Consider the following 21,609-nt stretch of genomic DNA (forward strand, 5'->3'; position numbering starts at 1 on the left):
AGTTGAAAATTTAGCCAAATCCGATTAAAAATAGCAATCGATGTGTAATTTCAACTGTATATGGCCTTATAATTACACATCGATTTTCATAATTTAGGATTAAAAATACTAATTATTGGACAGTCCCTTTATGGCTTATTATTTTTTTCATGATTTTGCAAATATCTTTTAAAAATATTTAAATATTTTGGATTAGATAACTTTATCTTGTAGTATGTTGTTGAACTAATTATTATTGCTTTTTTGGTGATATAATGTCTGATGATAAACCAATTAATTCTATGTATGGTAGTAAAATAAAGTTAAATTTGAATAAAATTAAAGATAGTTCTAAAGATGACGTCGTTGAAGATAGTAAAGATGTTACTTTGAATAATGATGTAGTTGTTGAGGATAATGTTCCTGATGTTCCTGTTGAGGATGAGGTAGTTGTTGATTCTGTTGATGGGGATGATGTTGTTGATGTTCCTGTTGAGGATGAGGTAGTTGTTGATTCTGTTGATGGGGATGATGTTGTTGATGTTCCTGTTGAGGATGAGGTAGTTGTTGATTCTGTTGATGGGGATGATGTTGTTGATGAAACAAATATTAAAACAGATTCTAATGAATTTAAAACAAATTTAGATTCAAATCAAAATAAAGACTATAAAATCTTAATGGATTTAAAATCTAAACTTAAAGAAAGAGAAAATAAATTAAATAATCAATCTGGTGAACTTAATTATTTAACTAATAAAGTTATTCCTAAACTCAAAAAGGAAAATTCTGAGCTTAAAAAGCTTAAAAACGAGTTAACAATTGCATTAGAAAATTCTACTAAAAAATATTTTAACCAATTAGATATTAATGCTGACTTAAGTGATAGAGTAGGAAAACTTGGTGCAGACGGTGCTGTAAATAAAATTAAATTAGATAAATTAGAATCAGAAATGGAGTCTATTAAAGATAAATATGAAAGTAAAATTGGACAATATAAGTCTAAAATTGATTCACTTAGTTTAAATAGATTAGATAGTTTAAAAGAGAATAATATAAAATTGAATAAAGAGATTAAGTCTTTGGAATTAGAAATTTCAAATCATATTGAAGAAAATAAAAAACTCAATTCTGAAGTACATGATTTGAGAAATAAACTTATTGATGTTGGTAGTTATAAGGATGATGTGGATAAAAAAACTAATAAAAAAATCACAGATCTTGAAAATGAAATTAATTCTCTTAAAACTCAATTAAAAGTTAAAGAAAGTAGTTATGATAAATTATCTAACGAATCTCAAAAAACAATTTCTAATTTAAGAAAACAAGTAAATAAACTTGAAAAAATCATTGATAAACAGTCAAATAGAGGTCTATTTGATAGGATATCTAATAAATCTGTAAAGTTAGATGATTAAATCATATGAAATCTGATAATTATTTCATGGATGAAGCTATTAAAGAAGCTAAAAAATCCTTAGATGAAGGTGGAATTCCTATTGGTGCTGTCTTAGTTAAAGATGGTGAAATAGTATCTAGAGGTCATAATAGATTAATTCAAAATGATTCTGTTATTTTACATGCTGAAATGGATGCTATTGAAAATGCTGGAAGACTGAGTCATGAAGATTATGTACGTTGTACGCTTTACACTACACTTTCTCCGTGTCCGATGTGTTCTGGTGCGGTTATATTATATAATATTCCCAAAGTTGTAATTGGAGAAAATACTACTTTGAGGGGGGCAGAAAATCTTCTTAAATGTAATGATGTTGAAGTCGTTATTTTAAATAATAATTTATGTAGAGAATTATTGGAACAGTATGTTTGTCAAAATTCTGATTGCTGGAAAAATGAATTATCTAAAGTAGGAAACACTACCGAAACATTATAAATTAGCTTACATGTTTTTTTTTTAAAAAAATGGTGAGTGGTAAAGGTATTTAAGATTTAAAAAGCTTATTTAAGCTTTTCGTCTTAATCTTTTTACTACAAAATCTTTATCTAGAGATAATAAAAATGATGCTGCCCTAGGGCCCTGTTTTTGACCTAAAATCATTTTATAGATAGCTTGAAAACCTTTTTGTGGTTTTAATCCTTGCTCTTCAAGAATTTCATACATTGCATCATGTAAATCTTCAGCTTTGTTGTAATTTGTAGTTTCTATTAAATTAGCTAGGTCATTTAAAAATTGTGTTTGTTCATCAGTTAGTGGTAATTTTGGAATGTTTTTTTCCTGAACTTGGAATTTTACAAATTTAGGGGCATAAGTATCTAACCAATAACTTACATTATTCACACGTTCTTCAAATTGAGCTAATTCATTTTCATTTAAATCATCAAAGTTTTTATTTTCAAAGCTTTTAGTTAATTGAGAATTATTTTTAAGAATATTAAATATTTTTTCTAAATTATTTCCAGCTATTTGATAAGCATTAACTAAGAATCTGTATGGAGGTCTAAAAGGTAGTGGACTTCCAATATTGATTTGTGAAACTTCGTATATTTTCTTAAATTTCTTACCTTCTTTTTCAGAGGGTGCTTTTTCTTCATCATAAAATACTTTTTCTACTTTGTCAAATTGATCCATAAAGTCTAAAAATGACATTTTAGGTGAAAAATCTTTAGCTTTCATTGGTTTTGATCTAAATAAGTAATAGTTAAGACTTTCAGCAGGTCCAATTTTTAACCATTCCTCTGGTGTAAAGAATACTCCATGAGATTTACTCATAGCTTCACCATCTAATGTAATCCATTCATACGGTACAGGATATGGTGCTTCATAATTGAATATTTCTTCTGAAATTACGCTACTTACATCGTAGGATCCACCACTAGCTGCATGATCTTTTCCAAATGGTTCACAGGTAACTCCAAATATTTTCCATCTTGCAGCCCATTCTACTCTCCATGTAAGTTTTCCATTTCCAGATTTAATGTCCATTTCACCTTTATGACCACATTCACATCTGTATTTGATGTTATCTCCATCATAATCATAAGCATAAGTGGTGTTTACACGACCACATTCTTCACAAATTGGATTATAAGGTAACCAATTATCAGCTAATGCTTCTCTTCTATATTTATTAAATATTTCTTTTATTTGTGGAGTTTTTTCAAGAGCTATCCTAATATAGTCATTATAAATACCACTTTTATACATTTCAAAACCAGATTTAGTTTTAATATCTATTTTATAATCTTTCATTACTCTTAAAAATGGTTTTTCGAAGTGTTCTACAAAGTTACTGCAACATCCATCTGGACATGGAATGGTTGAGTAAGGCATTCCAAGATATTTCTCATAATCTTCAGGAAGTGGAAAAGGAACTTTTCTAAGGGGGTCATGATCATCAGCAATCCATATTGTTTCTGCATCATCACCAAGTTCACGTAATTTTTTCCCAATTGCATTAGCAATAAATACATCGCAGGAATTTCCAATATGTATTGAACCAGATATTGAAGTTCCACTTGCAATTACATGTTTTTCGATATTTCTTTCATTTAACTCTTCAGCGATTTTTTCAATCCAATGTTTCATCTAAATTCACCAGTTATAATAAGATAACTTAATTATCATAAAAAATAAGTATACTAATTATTTTCTTATTATTAGTATAAAAAGATTATTTAAAAAAAGAGAAAAATAGTTAGATTATTTAATTAAATCTGAGTCAGATTTATCTAACCATTCATTAACAATTTTCACAGCACAATAGTTTCCACACATTGTACATGCATCTTCATCTTCCGGAGGTCTTTGGTCTCTTTTAGCACGTGCTTCTTCGGGAAATAATGCAATTTCGTATTGTGCTTCCCAATCAAGTCTTTTTCTTGCATCGGCCATTGCCAAATCTCTTTCTCCACTTATTGCTCCTGATGCTAAATCTCCAGCGTAAGCTCCGATTTTTGTTGCAATAACTCCATCTTTTACATCTTGTGGGGATGGAAGTGCTAAGTGTTCTGCAGGAGTTACATAACAAATGAAATCTGCTCCAGCTTTTGCAGATGATGCTGCTCCAATAGCTGACACGATGTGGTCATAACCTGGTGCTACATCACATACAATAGGTCCTAACATATAAAATGGGGCATTTGAACACATTTTCTTTTGAATCATAACATTAGTTGGAATTTCATTTATTGGAATGTGTCCGGGGCCTTCAATCATACATTGTACTCCAGCTTCACGAGATCTATCAATTAATTCTCCTAAAATGATTAACTCTTGTATTTGTGCTCTATCTGTTGAATCAGCAATGGATCCTGCTCTCATTCCATTTGCAAGAGAAAGAACAACATCATGTTCTTTAGCTATTTCTAAAACATAGTCGAAGTTTTTATATAATGGGTTTTCTTTTTCATTTTCAACAATCCAACCAGACATAAATGATCCACCTCTTGAAACAAGTCCAGTTGCTCGTCCTTGTCTTTTAAGTCTAGTTAATGTTTCAATGTTAATACTACTGTGGATAGCCATAAAGTCAATACCATCTTTTGCTTGTTTTTCTATAGTATTGAATAATTTATCTTCATCCATGTAAATTACAGAGCCTTCATCTCTAATAGTTTCAATTGCTGCTTGGTATACTGGAACTGAACCAACTGGAAGTGGGGACATATCAAGTACTCTTCTTCTAATTACATCTAAATCTCCACCAATACTTAATTCCATTAAACAGTCTGCACCATTATCAATTGCAATTTGCGCTTTTAAGACTTCTTCATCAAAATTTACAATATCTGTTGATGTTCCAACTGTTGCATTGATTTTTGTTCTAAGTCCAGCACCAATACCTGATGCTTCAATATCTCTGTGTACGTTGCTAGGAATTACAATAGTTCCTTCAGCTACAGATTTTAAAATAAATTCCTCTGAAACATTTTCTTTAGCTGCCACATGTTTCATTTCTTCTGTTAAAATATCTTTCTTTGCGTCGCTCATTTGTGTCATATTATCACACTATTTTTTCCAATAATATTTAAAACAGTCAAATTTATATGAATTCTATATAATATCAATTTGATATTTTCTTATTGTTCGTTAATAGTATTTAAATTAATTGGATTGATTTTAATTTAATTAATATGGACAAATATCAATCTAATTTTAAAAAATAGTTTATTTAATTTTTTTGGTTTAATTAAAACGAATTTGAGTTAAATAAACTAATCTTTAATAAAAAAAGTATAATAAATTAATAAAATTCATTCATTCTTTTAAATGCATCATCAAAGCTTGGCATATTAGTTTGACAACCTTGTTCTTCAACAATAAATGATGATACGGATGATGCAAATTTAGCAGATTCTTCTAAGGATTCTCCATTTAAAAATCTTGATAAAAATCCTGCCCTATAGGAATCTCCTGCACCTGTTGGATCAACAGCTTCTTTTAAAATAGAACCAATTTTTATTTTTTCATCTTTTGAATATATTTCACTTCCATTAGCACCACAAGTTTTAACGATTATTTTAGGTCCTAATTCTTTAAGTCCATTAATGTCAATTTCAAGAGAGTTTAAAATTCTTTCTATTTCATGATGATTTCCAAAGAGGATAGTTGTGTTTCCAATCACATCTTTTAGTTTTTTAGTATCGTACATTCCAAGGTCTTGGCCAGGATCAAATGAAACAAGTTTATCATTATTTTTAGCTTCTATACTACATTTCCAATTAAAGTTAGGATCTCCTGTAGCTAAATGCACTGCTTCAACATTGGATATTGCAGAAGTTGGTATTTTACTTTCTGTGAATTCTCTAGCAGCACCCCAATAGAAATAACTAATTTGGTCTTCATTATCATTAGTTAAAACAAATGCAGTAGGTGTTGATTCACCTGGGACAATTATTAAAGAGTCAGTGTCGATATCTAAATTTTTCATATGCTCGTAATAATCGGATTTTTTGAATTCACCACCAACAGCAGAAACTAATGAAGTTTTTAATCCAAGATTAGCTCCAACACAAGCTACATTTGCTGCAGCTCCACCATTAAATGTTTTCATATTTAATATAGGCGCTGAAAAATTAGCTTTTGGAAATTCAGATACTCTAATAATATAATCATGGGCAGAGTGACCGATTGCTAATAAATCTTTGTTTTTTGCCATATTATCGCCTTTTTTTTTGTTTCGTATTTAATTTTTTGTTTCAATATTATTTAATAATTTTGAAAGTGCATATGCTTAGTGATGGTGTAGTTTAAATTAATTCGTAATTAATTATATTACATCATAATATTATATTACATTTTTTCTTAGCATTTGAAAAGTATTATTCCATTGGGATAAATCCTTGATTTTTAATGGCTGTTTGCCCTTCATTTAATAAAAAATTAATAAAGTCATCAATTTCTTCTTTATCTTCATTAACTTTAATTAAGCTAATTACATGACGAGTATCGAATTTTAATATTTCATTTCCTTTAAAATAACTGGCATTTAAGAAACTATGTAAGTTTTTTGAATTTCTAACCAGTTTAAATGCATCAAACTGAGAATTAACATTGTTTGTTATATTATACTTAACGTCATAATGATTTAAACTGTTCCAAGCAAGCCTTTGAGCCGAACCATTAACGTTTACAAAATTAAGATTATCTAAATCATTAATACTTTTAATTTCTTTTGAATTAGGGCTTGATATTAAAACAAGGTAATCATAAGCTATTGGTATAAAGTCAATGTCTCTTTCATAAGCAATTACTGGATCATCTAGGGTCAATATATCTACAGCTCCACGTTTTGCAAGTTCAAAAGCATCTTCATCACTACTACTATAAATATGGAGTTTAAATGGATGATTTATACTGTCTAAAAGTCCAGAACTAATATGGCCTCCAGCAAGAGTTATATTTTCAGTTTTTTCTATTTGAATTAAATATTTTTTATATTCTTCAAGTAATTTATTACCATAATATGTTAATATGGTTCCATTTCCTGATTTTTTACTAAGTTTAAATCCTAATTTTTCTTCTGCTTTAATTAATCTTCTATTAAAAACAGTATGTGCAATATTTAATTCTTTTGCGGCTTTTCTTTGAGAATTAACTCTAGCTAATGCATCTAAACTTTGGTATAATTTATAATCATAAATTTCACCATTGATTTCTAAATTGACCAAGCCTTTACTTTTAAGATTCATAATAATTAATTATATATAAAATTTTAATCAATAATAAATATTATATGTTTTATTGTTTATTGGGGAACTTGATAAAATGGAAATAATGAAAACCTCTATTAATGCAATTTTGGATAATATTCAAAACGCTGAAGAATATTTGGATGAAAACTCTATTGATAAATTTGAAGACATAATTATTGAATCTAAAAATGTTTTTGTAACAGGGGCTGGAAGATCAGGTCTTGCTGCTAAGGCTTTTGCTATGAGATTAATGCATTTAGGTGTAAGTGCATATGTTGTAGGTGAAACAATCTCTCCTGCTATTTATGAAGATGATTGTATTATAGCTATTTCTGGTTCTGGTGAGACAAATACTATTGTTTCTGCATCTGAAATTGCTAAAAATAGAGGTTCTAAAGTATTAGTTGTAACTTCTTATCCTAATTCTACTTTAGGTAATTTAGCTGATAGTATTCTTCTTGTTAAAGGAAGAACAAAAAAAGAAGTTGATGATGAAAATTATATGAAACGTCAAATTCACGGAAACTATACTTCTTTAACTCCTCTTGGAACCGCTTTTGAATTAACAACTTTAGTATTTTTAGATGCAATTGTATCTGAGTTAATGGAAAAAATGCATCAAACCGAAAGTGATTTAAAAGCTAGACACACTGTTCTTGAATAATTCTTTTTCATGTGCTTTGAAAAAGTTTACATGTTTTTATAAGCACAATTTAAATTTAATATTTTTAACAATAAACTCTAAGTTTAGGTTTAACTAAATTCATTTTATTTCTTTATATATTATGATAAAGATATTCCAGTTTTTTTATATTATTATATGCAGATTTTAATTCTTTAAAAAGGTTCATAGCTTATTAAAAATAGTTATTTGAAAAATTATTAAAAATTAGATAAAAAATAATATTTATAATTATTTATCATTAAGTATTTTATATACTAATAGTATTTAAATATTTCTTTTTGAATTTAATAATAAATCCTTTTTATTAATTAAAAACATATAATAAGACATAATACTATGAAATAAAGAAAATTGGCTTATTCGTTAGTATTATGTTGTATTTAATAAAAAGGGAAAATGAGGTTGATAATATGAGTTCATCTTTTAAAGGTCCAGCAGATGTTGCAAAAGCTGTTGCATCTACTGGTGGAGTTAAAGGGTCTGCTAATTTAGTAAATTTAATTTTACTTTCATTTTTAGCAGGTGCTTACATTGCATTTGGTGGTTTACTTGCAGAAGTTGCTAACGCTGGTATGTTAGATGCGGGTGCACCGCTTGGTTTGTCTAAATTTGTATTTGGTGCAGTGTTCCCAGTTGGTTTAATTATTGTTGTTCTTGCAGGATCAGAATTATTCACTGGAAACATAATGTTTATGACAATGGGAGTTTTAGATGGTCAATCATCTATTGGTGGTCTTGCTAAAAATTGGGTATTTAGTTGGGTATTCAATTTTGTCGGTGCTATTTTTGTAGCATTTGTACTTGCATATTTATCAGGTATTGCAACAGATCCAGTCATTTCTGCAGGAGCTATTAAAGTTGCATCTGCGAAAGTAGGTTTAAGTTGGGATCAAGCATTTTTAAGGGCTATTGGTTGTAACTGGCTCGTATGTTTAGCTGTATGGCTTGCAAATGCATCTGATGATATAATTGGTAAAATATTTGGTATTTGGTTCCCAATCATGGCGTTTGTATGTATTGGATTTGAGCACAGTGTTGCAAACATGTTTTTCATACCATTAGGTATGTTTTTAGGTGCTGAGGGTGTAAATTGGAGTACTATGATTATAAATAATTTAATTCCTGTATCTCTCGGTAACATCGTAGGTGGTGCTATATTCGTAGGTTGTATTTATTGGTACACATACCTTAAAGAATAAATAAGGAACTTTTAAAGTTTCTTATTAAACTTTTTTAAAATCAATTTTGGAGATTATAAAATGGTTGATATTAAAATTGTTCCAACAATCTGTCCATATTGTGGTACTGGTTGTGGAATTAACTTCGTCGTAAAAGACGATAAGATTGTAGGTGTCGAACCTTATAAAAGACACCCAGTAAACGAAGGTAAAGTATGTCCAAAAGGTAACTTTGGATATCAATTTATTAACAGAGAAGATAGATTAACTACTCCGTTAATTAAAGAAAATGGTGAATTCAGAGAAGCTTCATGGGATGAAGCATTAGATTTAGTTGCTAACAAACTTAAAGAAGTATCTGATGAAGATCCAAACAAAGTTGGATTCTATGCATGTGCTCGTTCACCAAACGAAAATATTTATATTACTCAGAAATTAGCTAGGGTAGCTTGTGGTACTCAAAATGTTGACCACTGTGCTCGTATCTGTCACGGTCCTACTGTAGCTGGTCTTGCAAATACTTTTGGATCAGGTGCTATGACCAATGGATTTGACAGTATTAAAGAAGCAGATTATATTTTCTGTATTGGGTCAAATAACATGGAAGCTCACCCATTATTTGGACGTAAATTAATTCAATCTAAGAAAAATGGTGCTAAATTAGTTGTTTTAGATCCAAGGTTCACTCCTACTGCTAAAATTGCTGACGAATATGTTGAATTTGAAACAGGAACTGATGTAGCTTTAATGAATGCTATGATTAAAGTAATCATTGATAAAGGATTACAAGATGATGAATTCATTAAAAACAGAACTAAAGGTTTCGAAGAAATGAAAGAAACTGTTCAAAAATATACTTTAGATATGGCTTCAGAAATTACTGGAATCAAACCTGAAGTAATTGAACACTTAGCTGTTGAATATGCATCTGCTGATAAAGCAGCTATTGTATATTCATTGGGTATCACTGAACACTCTCACGGTGCAGATAATGTAATGTCTACTGCTAACCTTGCAATGTTAACTGGTAACATTGGTAGGGAAGGAACTGGTGTAAACCCATTAAGAGGACAAAACAATGTACAAGGTGCTTGTGATATGGGTGCATTACCATCTGATTATGTTGGATACAGAAAAGTAGAAGATCAGGAAACTACTGACTGGTTCAATGAATACTATGGTGTAAATCTTCCAGCTAAAAAAGGTTTAACCTTAGTTGAAATGATGAATGCAGCTCATGCTGGTGATTTAAAAGTATTATATATTCATGGTGAAGACCCTGTATTATCTGATGCAGATATTAAACACACAAGAGAAGCTCTTGATAATTTAGACATGTTAATTGTACAAGAATGTTTCATGACTGATACTGCACAATGTGCTGATGTTATTTTACCTGCTGCAGGTTGGGGTGAGCAAGAAGGTACTTTTACCAGTGGTGAAAGAAGAGTTCAATGTTTACACAAAGCTCAAGAACCACCTGAAGGTGCTTGGTTAGATTGGAAGATTATGGAAGAAATTGCTGTTAGAATGGGAGTTCCAAGAGAAAAATTCCATTATGAATCTTCTGAAGAAATCTTCGATGAAATTAGAGAATGTGCACCAATCTTCGCTGGTATGGATCGTAAAAGATTAGATACTCCTGAAGCTCTTCACTGGCCATGTCCATCTGAAGATGATCCATGTCAACCATTAATGCACAAAGATAAATTTGCACATCCTGATGGTTTAGGTATTTTCCAAGCTTTAGAACACAAAGGTCCTGTTGAAGTTGTAGATGAAGAATATCCATTATTATTAACAACCACTAGGGTATTATTCCATTATCATGCTGCTATGACTAGAAGGTGTGAAACTTTAGATAATGAAGTAAAAACTGGATTTATAGAAATCAACACTGAAGATGCAAAAGAATTAGATATTATTAACGGTGAGGTTGTTAAAGCATCATCTAGAAGAGGATCTATTGCAATTCCTGCTCGTGTAACTGATGATATTAGAAAAGGTATTGTAAACATTCCTATGCACTTTGCAGAATGTGCTGCTAATGTATTAACTAACTCTGATTCTTTCGATCCTAAATCTAAAATGGTTGAATTAAAGGCATGTGCTATCAAAGTAGAAAAATTCGATGAAGCTGTTGAAATCAAAACTCAACTCTTTAAAGATGGAACTGTTACTGATATCGCAGCAGAAGATTACACAACTACTATTATAGGAAAATAAATGGGGAGTAGATAATATGAGCACAGAAAATATGTACTATGCATACTCTGCTATTGATGATATTAAACAAAAAGGGGAATATGGTGGTGTTGTAACTACCATAATGAAATATTTATTAGAAAACAATATTGTAGATGGTGTCGTTGCTGTTGAAGAAGGAGTAGATATTTACGATGCTGTCCCTTGTCTCATAACAAAATCTGAAGATGTTATTAAAACTGCAGGTTCAATCCACTGTGGTACATTAAACCTAGCTAAGTTTGTATACAAATATTTAGATGGATGCAGAGACATGAAAATTGCAGTTACTTGTAAACCTTGTGATGCAATGACTATGAGAGAATTAATGAAAAAAGGCAAAATCATTGAAGACAATGTAATTATGATTGGTGTAAACTGTGGTGGAACAATGCCTCCAGTACCAACCATGAAAATGATTAAGGATGTATATGAATTAAATCCTAAAGATGTTATCAAAGAAGAAATTGCTAAGGGTAAACTCATAATGGAAACTGCTGATGGAGAAGTAGCATTTGGTATCGAAGATTTAGAAGAAGAAGGAATGGGTAGAAGAGAGAATTGTCAAAGATGTTCTTTAAAAATCCCATCAAACACTGACATTGCACTAGGAAATTGGGGAGTAATTGGTCCTTTAGCTGGTAAAGCTACTTTTGTTGAAACATTTTCTGACAAAGGAGCTAAAATCCTTCAAGAGGTTATTGATGCAGGTTTAATTGCTGTTGAAGAACCAATTGAAAAAGGTGTCGAAATAAGAGAAAAAATTAACAACGTAATGCTTAAAAATTCTGCTAAGAAAAAAGAAGAAGATTTTGCAGGTACAACTGGAGATATTATTGATGTATTTTACAAATATGATGAAGAATTTTCTTCTTGTATGAAATGTTATGGTTGTCGTGAAGCATGTCCACTCTGTTTCTGTGAGGATTGTTGTCTTGAAGCAGAAGGTCCAGAGTGGGTACCTGGTGGATACACTCCTGCTGCACCATTTTTCCATTTAACTCGTATGGTACACATGGTTGATGCATGTACCAATTGTGGCCAATGTAGTGAAGTATGTCCATGTGAAATTCCTGTAGCAAAAGTATGGAACACTGTAAACAACAAAGTTAAAGAAATATATGGATATCAAAGTGGATTTGATGTAGATCAACGTATTCCATTCACTGATCATATATCTCATGCTAAAAAGTTATAATAAAGCTATTTAGCTTTATTTTTTTATTCTTTTTTTGATTTAATAGAAATTTAATTTAAAAATAGTTTTTTTTATTAATTAAAAGGCTTTCGATTGTCAATACCTTTAATGAAAATTTCTTCTAATTTTTTTTCACTTTCATTATTTCTCACATGAGAAATTAGTTCAACAAGATTATCATTTCTAAGCAAACAAGGTTTAATTTTACCGTCAGGGGTTATTCTTAATCTACTGCAGTTTGCACAAAAATTACTATTGTCAACAGGTTTAACTACTTCGATTTCTCCACCGTTGATGTAATATTTTTTACGGCCTTGCATAAATTTACGTGTTTTAATATTATCAGCTATATTAGACAATTCTTCTTCGATAGTATCTAGGTTATAATGATATTCTGCACTAAATTCATCATCTTCACAATTTTCACTTTCTATCAATTCAATTAATTGAAGTACAATATTGTTATCTTTACAGAATTTGAACATGTCTTTAATTTCAAATTGATTAATGTCTTTCATTATAACCATATTTATTTTAACAGGATAAAATCCTACTTCAACACTTTTTAAAATTCCTTTTTTTGCAGAGTCTAAATAATTTTTTTTAGAAATAAATTGATAAGTTTCAGGATTTAAAGTATCTAAACTAACATTTACTCTATCAAGTCCAACATCTTTTAAATCTTGGGCATATTTTTCTAATAAAACACCATTTGTTGTCATTGATATATCTTCAAAGCCAAGACTAGAAATTTTTTCAACAATTTCAACTATGTCTTTTCTAATTAATGGTTCTCCACCAGATATTCTGATTTTTCTAACGCCTATCTTTTTAGCTATTTTACAAATTGTATATAACTCATCAGGAGTCATTTCATCTTTTGATGAAACCATTCCATCGTGATGGCAGTATAAACAATTAACATTACATCTGTTTGTCAATGTTATTCTTAAAGATATGATGGGGCGATCAAATTTATCTTTTACAGGTTGGGAACTCATTTATTCAATCTCCACATCAATTTTCACATCTTTAATTTCATCATCAATATGTAATGTTTTTAATATTCCAAATATGCTTTCTTTTAAAATACCTTTTACAAACGCATTGATTTTAATAATTTCATCATTTATTATAAGAGAAACATTTGCATTGTAAATGTCATTGTTTTCGATATTTTCGATATCTATTTGTATATTTTTAGCTTTTTCATTAGTTTGAAGGGATTTGACAATTCCTATAATTGAATTTGCAACTATTGACTTTACAAATTCATTGATTTCAATTTTTTCACCGTTAATTATTATATCAGATTTTTTAATAGCGGAATCTATTTTTTCTTTATCATTTATTAGCACTTCAATTTTATCAACAGTATCTACACCATATTCTTTGGTATGAAGACTATTTATGATTCCAACAAGGGTTTGTTTAATATAATCGCTAACAAATCTGTTTAATCCAATCACTTTATCGTTAACAGATAGGTAACTGTGTACATCATCTAATTCATCAGTTTTAATATTTCCATTTCGAATTTCATGAGCTATTTCTTCTCCATTATTGTATCCGCAATTATCTAAAAATAATGTATCAACAATGTCATGGCCCTTTTCTTCGATAAGGTCAGCTAATTCATTAATCATTTCATAATCTGCTTCAAAGGGATTAACTTCTTTTATTGTATATTCATCAACAATTTCCGGTGATGTTGCTATTTTGGGATAGTTATATTTTTTAAATCCTTCAATAATTACAAAATCAAAATTACCTAAATGTTTTAGTAAATATAGAATTCTATTTAAATCATATTCTTCTTTTACATTAAAAAATGTAGTGGAACCTATACCCACAACTAAATTAGCTCCAGCTTGTTTATGTCGCCATGTATCAGTGTTCGGTTTATCCATTTCTATATTATGATGAGAATGTTTAACTGAAGCTACATTATATCCTCTTTTTGTAAGTTCTCTAATAAGTTTTGTAGTTAATGAAGTTTTTCCAGAATTTTTATTTCCAACAATAGATACTATTTTCATTTTATAATCCCCATGTAATATTTATAATAACAATGATTATTAACTTAACCGATATTTGTTGATGTGTAGTATCAACATATTTTAGGTAAGCCTAAAAATTTTCATTATTTTATGCATATTTTGTAATACTTTTAATGGTAGTTAGTATGATATTTTTTTCATATAAAATCATATTTTCATTATATTAAAGTATTTTTAATAATTATTTTTTATTATTACTTTATTTTCTTTATTATTTATATCTATAAGTTATAATATAGTCTTAAATTATAATTTAGTAAATTTTAATTAATTTTATAATTTTTTAATGTGTATTATTACCACAGTTATATTTAAAATTTGTGTCTTGATTTTAGTAGGCAAGTATTTATTAATAAAAAACATATGTGTAATCATTACACATGGTGGTTCAAAATGCCAAAACATATAGCATCTGGTTTAAAATATTTGGCCGCGGTCAAATTAAAAGATGCGGGTGAAAGTCACCAAGCAATTGCTGAGGAGTTAGGCGTTGATAGATCGACAATATCTCATTATTTGAATGGTAGGAACTTATCTTGGAATTCAATAGAGGTTGCGCGGACTATCACTGAATTATCTCCTCGCGATTTTTTAAAGATGACTGAGGCCATATTTGATGAACCAGATCAGAGTCGTAAAATTGTGAATATTTGCCGAGAAAGAAATTTCGAAGCTAAAGTAGAAGATTCTTGTATTGGTTGCGGCTTATGTGTAAGCATGTGTCCGATGAAAGCTATTAAGTTAGAATCATTAAAAGCACATGTAGACTCCATACAATGTTGTGGTTGTCAACTATGTAAAGACGAATGCCCAACTAATTCGATAAAAATTTTGGAGATTGAATATGATTAGAAATTTAAAAGAGGTCAACGACAATAACTTTGACATCACAAGATCTGCCGAAGAAGTAAGAAACTTGTCTTTTAAAGATGACATCTGTCTTGGGTGTGGAATTTGTGAATTTACTTGTCCTGTTGGCGCAATTGAATTAAATGCAATTGCTGTTGATGCTCGTAGTAGAGTGTCTAATGCAATTTACTTTAGTGGACATGATAAAATCGCTCAAAATTTCCGTGATGATTTTGATGTTCAAAAGATTACTGTAAACGAAAATAAATGTGTTTTATGTGGTATGTGTAGTGGTTTATGTCCTGTTGACGCATTAGTATTAACTATTAATGACGTGCCGATTAGAGAAATTGAAGCATATCCTCATTATAACGCTTTTTCCGAAATCGACGACGATGAATGTATTTACTGTAAAAGATGTGAAATTGCATGTCCTCGTGATGCTATTGTCATTGAAAGAAAATTACCAGTACGTGCTGACTTAGTAACTGGTGAAATTGAAGTAAATGAAGATGAATGTATCTACTGTGGGGTATGTGAAGAATTATGTCCTGCAGAAGCAATTATTGTAGATAAAGAAACAGGTAAAGAATCTATTGAAATTAACACTGACAATTGTGTTTATTGTCTTGTTTGTAAAAAAGCTTGTCCTACAAATGCAATTAAAGCAGTTTGTAGATCTTGTTCTTATGGAGAATATGACTTAAATCCTGCTAAAGCTGTTGTTAAAGGGAATTCCATCATTGACTCAGAACTTTGTGTATATTGTGGTTGGTGTGAAGGTGTTTGTCCAACTGACGCAGCTAAAACTAAAAAACCATTTAAAGGAACTTTAGAAGTAGATCAGGATAAATGTCAAGCTTGTGGAGCATGTGTAGATATTTGTAATTGTAATGCTTTAGCATTCCCAATTTCTAATGCACCTGGTTCAAGATTAGATCATGTCATCACTAATGATGAGTATTGTATTCGCTGTAAAGCATGTTCTAATGCTTGTCCTAATGGTGCAATTACTGTAACCAGAACTGAAATTGATCATACTCCTATAAATTCAACAACTTGGAAAGAAGCTTTAGATGCAATTAAAGACTAGGTGTTTATATGGAACTTAAAGTTAATCAAGATAATTGTTTAGGATGCGGGATTTGTGTAATTGCTTGTCCTGTTAACGCAGCTATCAGTCCAGAAAATGCTGGTGGTAATGGTGCAAAAACTGAAGAAGTCGTAATCATGGTAGAAAACGGATTTATTAAATTATTCAGTTCTGAAAAATGTGAATTGTGTGGAACATGTCAAATGTTTTGCCCAGTAAATGCTATATGGTTAGAATAGGAGGAATAATAATGCATTATGCTAATACTTATTTAGAAAAACCTGTAGTGCCTGATGTAAAAATTACTGGTGAAGGAACTACTGATGTTCTTAAATGTATGTTAAACACTGGATCTGATATTTATCAAGGGGCATGTAAGAAAAGAGGTTCTACCTTAAAAGAAGAATATAAAAACGTGTCAGGAACTTGTTATATGGATCCAAGAGATATGGCTAAATTAGGTGTAAACAATTGGGACACTGTTTTAGTTAAAACTGATTGGGGAGAAGTTGTTGTAAATGCTGCAGTATCTAGAGATGCTCCTCATGAAGGAACTATATTTATTTGTAAAGGCCCATGGGCTAATACTGTTGTAAGTCATGATACTTACTGTTGTTCTGACCCTACTTACAAAGGTGTTAAATGTACTGTAGAAAAAACTGATAGAAAAGTATTACTCATGGCTGATTTAATGAGGTGGGTATACAAAAAATATGTTGATGAAGATGATAATGATGTTGTTGAAAACATGGAATCTTTAGGCGAAAGGCCAGTATACAAAGGACGTAAATGGGAGGAGTTGATTGATCATGACTTATGAACCACCTGTTACAGATTATGATTACATTGTGGAAAATTGTACTTGTGCATTTTGTGGATGTAATTGTGATGATTTAGATTACTTAGTTAAAGATAATCATGTTGTTGCTGTAAGACATGCATGCAGATTAGGAGCAAGTAAAATCATGGAAGATATGGATCAAAGGTTACTTGTTCCAATGATTAGGGATGAAAATGGAGAGCTCATGGAAGTAGATTGGGACACTGCTTTAGATAAAGCTGCTGAATATATTGCTAATTCTATTAGACCAGTATTTTATGGATGGTCTGAAACATCTACTGAATGTATGAAAGAAGGTTTAGAATTAGGTGAGTATATTGGTGCTGTATTAGATAATCAAGCTACTATCTGTCACGGACCAAGTTTACAAGCTGTACAAAATGCAGGATATCCTATTCAAACTTTAGGGGAAGTTCAAAACAGAGCAGATGTCATTGTTTACTCTGGAAGTAATGCTATGAACTCTCACCCAAGACACATGGCTAGATATGCTGTGTTCTGTCGTGGATACTTTAGACAAAGAGGAAGATTTGATAGAACTGTTGTAACTATGGATCCTAAATTTTCAGATACTGCTAAATGTTCTGATAAATGGATTGGTTTCGAACAAAATGGGGATTATGGTTTCTACAATGCTATCCGTGCAGTATTAAAAGGAAAAGAATTATACCAAGATGTAATTTCTGGAATCCCTAAAGAAGATATTTATGAATTATGTGAAGAAATGAAAAATGCTGAATTTGGTACTCTTTTCTTTGGTTTAGGTTTAACTCATACATTATCTAAACAAAGAAACATAGATATTGCAATTAAAATGATTCAAGATTTAAACAAATTCTCCAAATGGGGCCTTACTCCAATGAGAGGTCACTTTAATGTAAATGGTTTCAACATTTTCATGGCTTTCGAAACTGGTTTTGCATTTGGTGTTGATTTCTGTAGAGGTTACACTAGATATATGTTAGGTGAAACAAACACTATTGATTTACTTACCAGAAAAGAACCTGATTGTTTCATGGTTATTGCAGCAGATCCTGGTGCTCACTTCCCAAATGGAGCTAATCAACACTTAGCTGATATTCCTGTAATTCAAATTGATATTCACTGGGGACCATCTACTGAACTTGCTGATGTAGTATTGCCTGGTTCATTCATTGCTGTCGAATGTGCAGGTACAAGTTATCGTATGGATGGAGTTCCTATTTACATGAAAAAAGCTATTGACAAGCCTGAAACATGTCGTGATGACGAATGGATTGTTAGAGAATTAAAAGAAAGAGTAATGAAACTCAGAGAAGAGCCAAATGTCGCTCCAAAATATGTGCCTAATCCAAACGCACTCTAAATGGTGATATAATGGAATATATACTTAAAAATGGTATTGTTTACGACCCTGCTAATGGAATCAATGGGGAGAAAAAAGACGTAATGTTTAAAGATGACATCATCGTAGACAATGTATCATCAGAAGCTAAAGTAATTGATGTCACTAATAAAATTGTCATGCCGGCAGGTGTTGATCCTCACTCACATATTGCAGGACCAAAATTAGTTGTTGGTAGATTATACAGACCTGAAGATTCAAGAAGAGGTGTTACTCAGAAAACTAAAGTATTAAGATCTGAATCTGGTTTTTCAATTCCAAGTTGTCCAGCAACTGGTTACAGATATTCAAGATTAGGTTATGGTACTGTTGTAGAAGCAGCTATGCCTCCACTTGAAGCAAAACACACTCACGAAGAAATTGCTACTATTCCTAATATTGATGTTCCAGCTTTACCATTATTTGGTAACAACTGGTTTGTAATGGAATATGCAAAAGAAAATAATATTGAAGATTTAGCAGCATTTGTATCTGCATGGTTAAAAATATCTAAAGGGTACGGTATTAAAATTGTGAATCCATGTGGTAGTGAAGCATGGGGATGGGGTATGAATGTACATGGATACGATGATAAAGCACCTTACTTTGATGTAACATCTAGAGAAGTCGTAATGGCGTTAGCTAAAGCAAATGAAATGTTAGGTCTTCCGCATTCTATTCATATTCACCCAAATGACTTAGGTCATCCAGGTAATGTACCTACTACTCTTGCAACTTTAGATTCTGTTAAAAATATTAAGAAGAGTTCTAATGCTACAATAAGAGATCAAGTTATGCATATTTGTCACTTACAATTCCACTCTTACACTGGTAACAGTTGGAAAGATGCTGCATCTGGTGCTGAAGAAATTGCTAAATATATTAATTCTCATGATCACATTACTTGTGACGTTGGTCAGGTAACTTTCGATGAAACCACTACTATGACTGCAGATGCACCAATGGAATATGATTTATTCAAATTATCTGGATTAAAATGGACCAACAAAGATATTGAATGTGAAACTGCTGCTGGTATTATTCCATGTATTTACTCACAAAAAAGTCCAGTTAGTTCTTTACAATGGGCTATTGGTCTTGAATTGTTTTTACACATTGATGATCCATGGAAAGTATGTTTAACAACTGACCATCCTAATGCAGGTCCATTTATAAGATATCCAAGAATTATGTCCTGGTTAATGAGTAGTAAAAGAAGAATGGACATGATAGATAATGGTGAAGTACACAAATGGGCTCATAAAAGAACTACCCTTGGAACTATTGATAGGGAATATGATTTCTATGACATTGCAACTATTACAAGAGCTGCTCCAGCTAAAATCTATGGATTTGAAGATAGAGGAGCACTTACTCCTGGTTTCAAAGCAGACATTGCAGTATATGACATAAATCCTAATGAAATTGACCCATCACTTCAATATCAAGAAATTGAAGATGGTTTCTCCCTTGCAGAGTACACTATTAAAGATGGTCAAATTTTAGTAAAAGATAAAGAAATCGTAAAAGTCAAAGAAAGTCAAAACATATGGGTAAATGTAGAAGGATACGAAAAACAAGAACAAAAAGTCATTGATGATATTATGCCGTTCTTCACTCAATATTACTCTGTAAAATGGGAAAATTATCCTGTACATGATCACTACGTATCTAACCCAATCAGAATAGATGTTCAAAAATAAGGGGTGTTCAATTTGAAAACAATAACTTTTGATCAAATAAAAACTTCTTCAATTGCATTAGAATTTGATGAAGTAATTCCAGATGAAATTTATTCTTGGACTGAAGCAGATTTTGCTAAATATCAAGTACCAATTGGAAATTCTAGATTTCCAATTACTGATTTCTTCAAAATAACAGTTGAAGGTGAAGCTGATGGACCTGCAGATGTTAAAATGATCCTTAACGGAGATTTAAACAGAGTAAAATACATCGGTTGTAAAATGAGTGATGGTGAAATTATTTGTAACAGTAGCGTGGATCTTCACGTAGGTGCTGAAATGAGTGGTGGATCTATCCTTGTTAAAGGTAATGCAGCAGCTCATGCAGGAAGAGAAATGAGTGGTGGATACCTTGAAATTGAAGGTGATACTAAAGAATTCACAGGAGCTTCTTACATTGGTGAATGGAGAGGCATGACTGGTGGTCAAATCCTTGTTCGTGGTAATGCTGGAAAACAATGTGGAGAATGTTTAACTGGTGGAAGAATTCATGTTATGGGTAATTGTGATATCTTAGCTGGTATTCACATGACCAAAGGTATTATTGAAATTGAAGGTGATGTAAATCGTTGGCCTGGTGGTCAAATGAAAAACGGAAACATTATCATTCACGGTTTCCTTGGTAGATTACTCGAAGGATTTGTGCTTGATGGTATTGTCGTTGATCCTGTAGTTGAAGGGGTTGTATTCGAAGGTAAATTTATTAAATATACTGGAGACATTGGTTTAAATGGTAAAGGTTCTCTATTTTTAGATGCTGAAGCTAATAAAGAAAAATTAACAGAATATGGAGAATTAGACGACGAATATACTTCAATTAGAGAATATAGGAATTTATAATTCCTTTAATTCTTTTTTTCTTTTTTATAACTATTTAGTTGTAGTTGATATTATGGTAAAAGAGATTCAGATGTCTATAGAGGATACAATTGAATATGTTAGAAATAATGTTAAAGTTGCTGATATTTTAGAAATTTCATATAATCGTATTTTTGCTCCTGGTGAAGTTCTAGGTATTGTTGAAGAAGATGAAATAACTGGGGAAGGACTTAGAGTTAATTTACAATTGACTGGTGAAATTTTAAATCAAGCTGTTGAAATAGATTTGGATACAATAGCTGATGATTTACTAGAAATGAGACATGTTCATGATGATGAAGAAATCATCATCGAAGTTTTATAGCTATTTATTTTTATTTTTTATTTTTCATATTGTTCGATGTTT

Annotated in this window: 20 protein-coding genes; 14 read left to right on the forward strand and 6 right to left on the reverse strand. The window is 30.8% G+C overall.

The annotated features are described in order from the left end of the window. Positions 1 to 254 precede the first annotated feature (254 nt). Both MBORA_RS11045 and MBORA_RS01170 read left to right on the forward strand, forming a co-directional pair. The gene (locus MBORA_RS11045) at positions 255 to 1,394 is read left to right on the forward strand and encodes a V-type ATP synthase subunit I domain-containing protein (RefSeq protein WP_231475886.1); all 1,140 of its coding nucleotides are present in this window, start codon (positions 255 to 257) and stop codon (positions 1,392 to 1,394) included. A gap of 5 nt (positions 1,395 to 1,399) precedes the next feature. Further along, positions 1,400 to 1,870 carry a nucleoside deaminase gene (locus MBORA_RS01170; RefSeq protein ID WP_042693661.1) on the forward strand — a complete coding sequence of 157 codons (471 nt, stop codon included), beginning with the start codon at positions 1,400 to 1,402 and terminating at the stop codon, positions 1,868 to 1,870. Positions 1,871 to 1,939: 69 nt separating this feature from the next. On the opposite strand, the gene lysS is transcribed toward MBORA_RS01170, so the two are convergent. The 4 genes from lysS to MBORA_RS01190 all read right to left on the reverse strand — a co-directional run bounded on the left by lysS (position 1,940) and on the right by MBORA_RS01190 (position 7,128). After that, positions 1,940 to 3,523 carry a lysine--tRNA ligase gene (gene lysS, locus MBORA_RS01175; protein ID WP_042693660.1) on the reverse strand — a complete coding sequence of 528 codons (1,584 nt, stop codon included), beginning with the start codon at positions 3,521 to 3,523 and terminating at the stop codon, positions 1,940 to 1,942. Positions 3,524 to 3,637: 114 nt separating this feature from the next. Further along, positions 3,638 to 4,936, reverse strand: coding sequence for a phosphomethylpyrimidine synthase (thiC, locus tag MBORA_RS01180; RefSeq protein WP_042693658.1), 1,299 nt, complete (start codon positions 4,934 to 4,936; stop codon positions 3,638 to 3,640). Positions 4,937 to 5,180: 244 nt separating this feature from the next. Next, positions 5,181 to 6,095 carry a carbohydrate kinase family protein gene (locus MBORA_RS01185; RefSeq protein WP_063720115.1) on the reverse strand — a complete coding sequence of 305 codons (915 nt, stop codon included), beginning with the start codon at positions 6,093 to 6,095 and terminating at the stop codon, positions 5,181 to 5,183. Positions 6,096 to 6,258: 163 nt separating this feature from the next. Then, entirely contained in the window at positions 6,259 to 7,128 is an 870-nt protein-coding gene (locus tag MBORA_RS01190) for a LysR family transcriptional regulator (protein ID WP_042693656.1), read from the reverse strand. 76 nt (positions 7,129 to 7,204) lie between these two features. Here MBORA_RS01190 and hxlB point away from each other — a divergent pair, with 76 nt between their 5' ends. The 4 genes from hxlB to MBORA_RS01210 all read left to right on the forward strand — a co-directional run bounded on the left by hxlB (position 7,205) and on the right by MBORA_RS01210 (position 12,436). Beyond that, entirely contained in the window at positions 7,205 to 7,795 is a 591-nt protein-coding gene (gene hxlB, locus MBORA_RS01195; protein ID WP_042693654.1) for a 6-phospho-3-hexuloisomerase, read from the forward strand. 431 nt (positions 7,796 to 8,226) lie between these two features. Beyond that, the gene (locus tag MBORA_RS01200; RefSeq protein WP_106787261.1) at positions 8,227 to 9,015 is read left to right on the forward strand and encodes a formate/nitrite transporter family protein; all 789 of its coding nucleotides are present in this window, start codon (positions 8,227 to 8,229) and stop codon (positions 9,013 to 9,015) included. A gap of 60 nt (positions 9,016 to 9,075) precedes the next feature. Then, the gene (gene fdhF, locus MBORA_RS01205) at positions 9,076 to 11,220 is read left to right on the forward strand and encodes a formate dehydrogenase subunit alpha (protein ID WP_248845829.1); all 2,145 of its coding nucleotides are present in this window, start codon (positions 9,076 to 9,078) and stop codon (positions 11,218 to 11,220) included. Between the two features lie 16 nt (positions 11,221 to 11,236). After that, positions 11,237 to 12,436, forward strand: coding sequence for a Coenzyme F420 hydrogenase/dehydrogenase, beta subunit C-terminal domain (locus MBORA_RS01210; RefSeq protein WP_042693652.1), 1,200 nt, complete (start codon positions 11,237 to 11,239; stop codon positions 12,434 to 12,436). A 74-nt stretch (positions 12,437 to 12,510) separates the two neighbouring features. Here the strand turns inward: MBORA_RS01210 and moaA are convergent, their stop codons facing one another. Both moaA and mobB read right to left on the reverse strand, forming a co-directional pair. Beyond that, positions 12,511 to 13,437: a GTP 3',8-cyclase MoaA gene (moaA, locus tag MBORA_RS01215; protein ID WP_063720116.1), complete on the reverse strand. Its 927-nt coding sequence runs from the start codon at positions 13,435 to 13,437 to the stop codon at positions 12,511 to 12,513. Further along, complete coding sequence (gene mobB / locus MBORA_RS01220) at positions 13,438 to 14,475, reverse strand: molybdopterin-guanine dinucleotide biosynthesis protein B (protein ID WP_042693651.1); 1,038 nt, start codon at positions 14,473 to 14,475, stop codon at positions 13,438 to 13,440. A 414-nt stretch (positions 14,476 to 14,889) separates the two neighbouring features. Here mobB and MBORA_RS01225 point away from each other — a divergent pair, with 414 nt between their 5' ends. The 8 genes from MBORA_RS01225 to MBORA_RS01260 are packed head-to-tail and all read left to right on the forward strand — an operon-like array spanning position 14,890 to position 21,567. Beyond that, positions 14,890 to 15,348 carry a 4Fe-4S binding protein gene (locus tag MBORA_RS01225; protein ID WP_042693649.1) on the forward strand — a complete coding sequence of 153 codons (459 nt, stop codon included), beginning with the start codon at positions 14,890 to 14,892 and terminating at the stop codon, positions 15,346 to 15,348. Then, on the forward strand, positions 15,341 to 16,438 hold the full coding sequence (fwdF, locus tag MBORA_RS01230; RefSeq protein WP_063720117.1) for a tungsten-dependent formylmethanofuran dehydrogenase subunit FwdF: 1,098 nt from the start codon (positions 15,341 to 15,343) through the stop codon (positions 16,436 to 16,438). Before MBORA_RS01225 ends, fwdF begins: the two co-directional genes overlap by 8 nt. An 8-nt stretch (positions 16,439 to 16,446) precedes the next feature. Continuing rightward, positions 16,447 to 16,677: an ATP-binding protein gene (locus MBORA_RS01235; protein WP_042693647.1), complete on the forward strand. Its 231-nt coding sequence runs from the start codon at positions 16,447 to 16,449 to the stop codon at positions 16,675 to 16,677. A gap of 11 nt (positions 16,678 to 16,688) precedes the next feature. After that, positions 16,689 to 17,258, forward strand: coding sequence for a molybdopterin dinucleotide binding domain-containing protein (locus MBORA_RS01240; RefSeq protein ID WP_042693823.1), 570 nt, complete (start codon positions 16,689 to 16,691; stop codon positions 17,256 to 17,258). Further along, complete coding sequence (locus MBORA_RS01245) at positions 17,248 to 18,624, forward strand: formylmethanofuran dehydrogenase subunit B (protein ID WP_042693645.1); 1,377 nt, start codon at positions 17,248 to 17,250, stop codon at positions 18,622 to 18,624. Before MBORA_RS01240 ends, MBORA_RS01245 begins: the two co-directional genes overlap by 11 nt. Before the next feature lie 8 nt (positions 18,625 to 18,632). Beyond that, on the forward strand, positions 18,633 to 20,345 hold the full coding sequence (locus MBORA_RS01250) for a formylmethanofuran dehydrogenase subunit A (RefSeq protein WP_081738378.1): 1,713 nt from the start codon (positions 18,633 to 18,635) through the stop codon (positions 20,343 to 20,345). Between the two features lie 3 nt (positions 20,346 to 20,348). Next, positions 20,349 to 21,224, forward strand: a complete 876-nt coding sequence (locus MBORA_RS01255) for a formylmethanofuran dehydrogenase subunit C (protein ID WP_042693641.1) — start codon at positions 20,349 to 20,351, stop codon at positions 21,222 to 21,224. Between the two features lie 52 nt (positions 21,225 to 21,276). Next, positions 21,277 to 21,567, forward strand: a complete 291-nt coding sequence (locus MBORA_RS01260) for a DUF2097 domain-containing protein (RefSeq protein WP_042693639.1) — start codon at positions 21,277 to 21,279, stop codon at positions 21,565 to 21,567. The last annotated feature ends 42 nt before the right edge of the window (positions 21,568 to 21,609 follow it).

The organism is Methanobrevibacter oralis (genome assembly GCF_001639275.1).
Taxonomy (GTDB): Archaea; Methanobacteriota; Methanobacteria; order Methanobacteriales; family Methanobacteriaceae; genus Methanocatella; species Methanocatella oralis.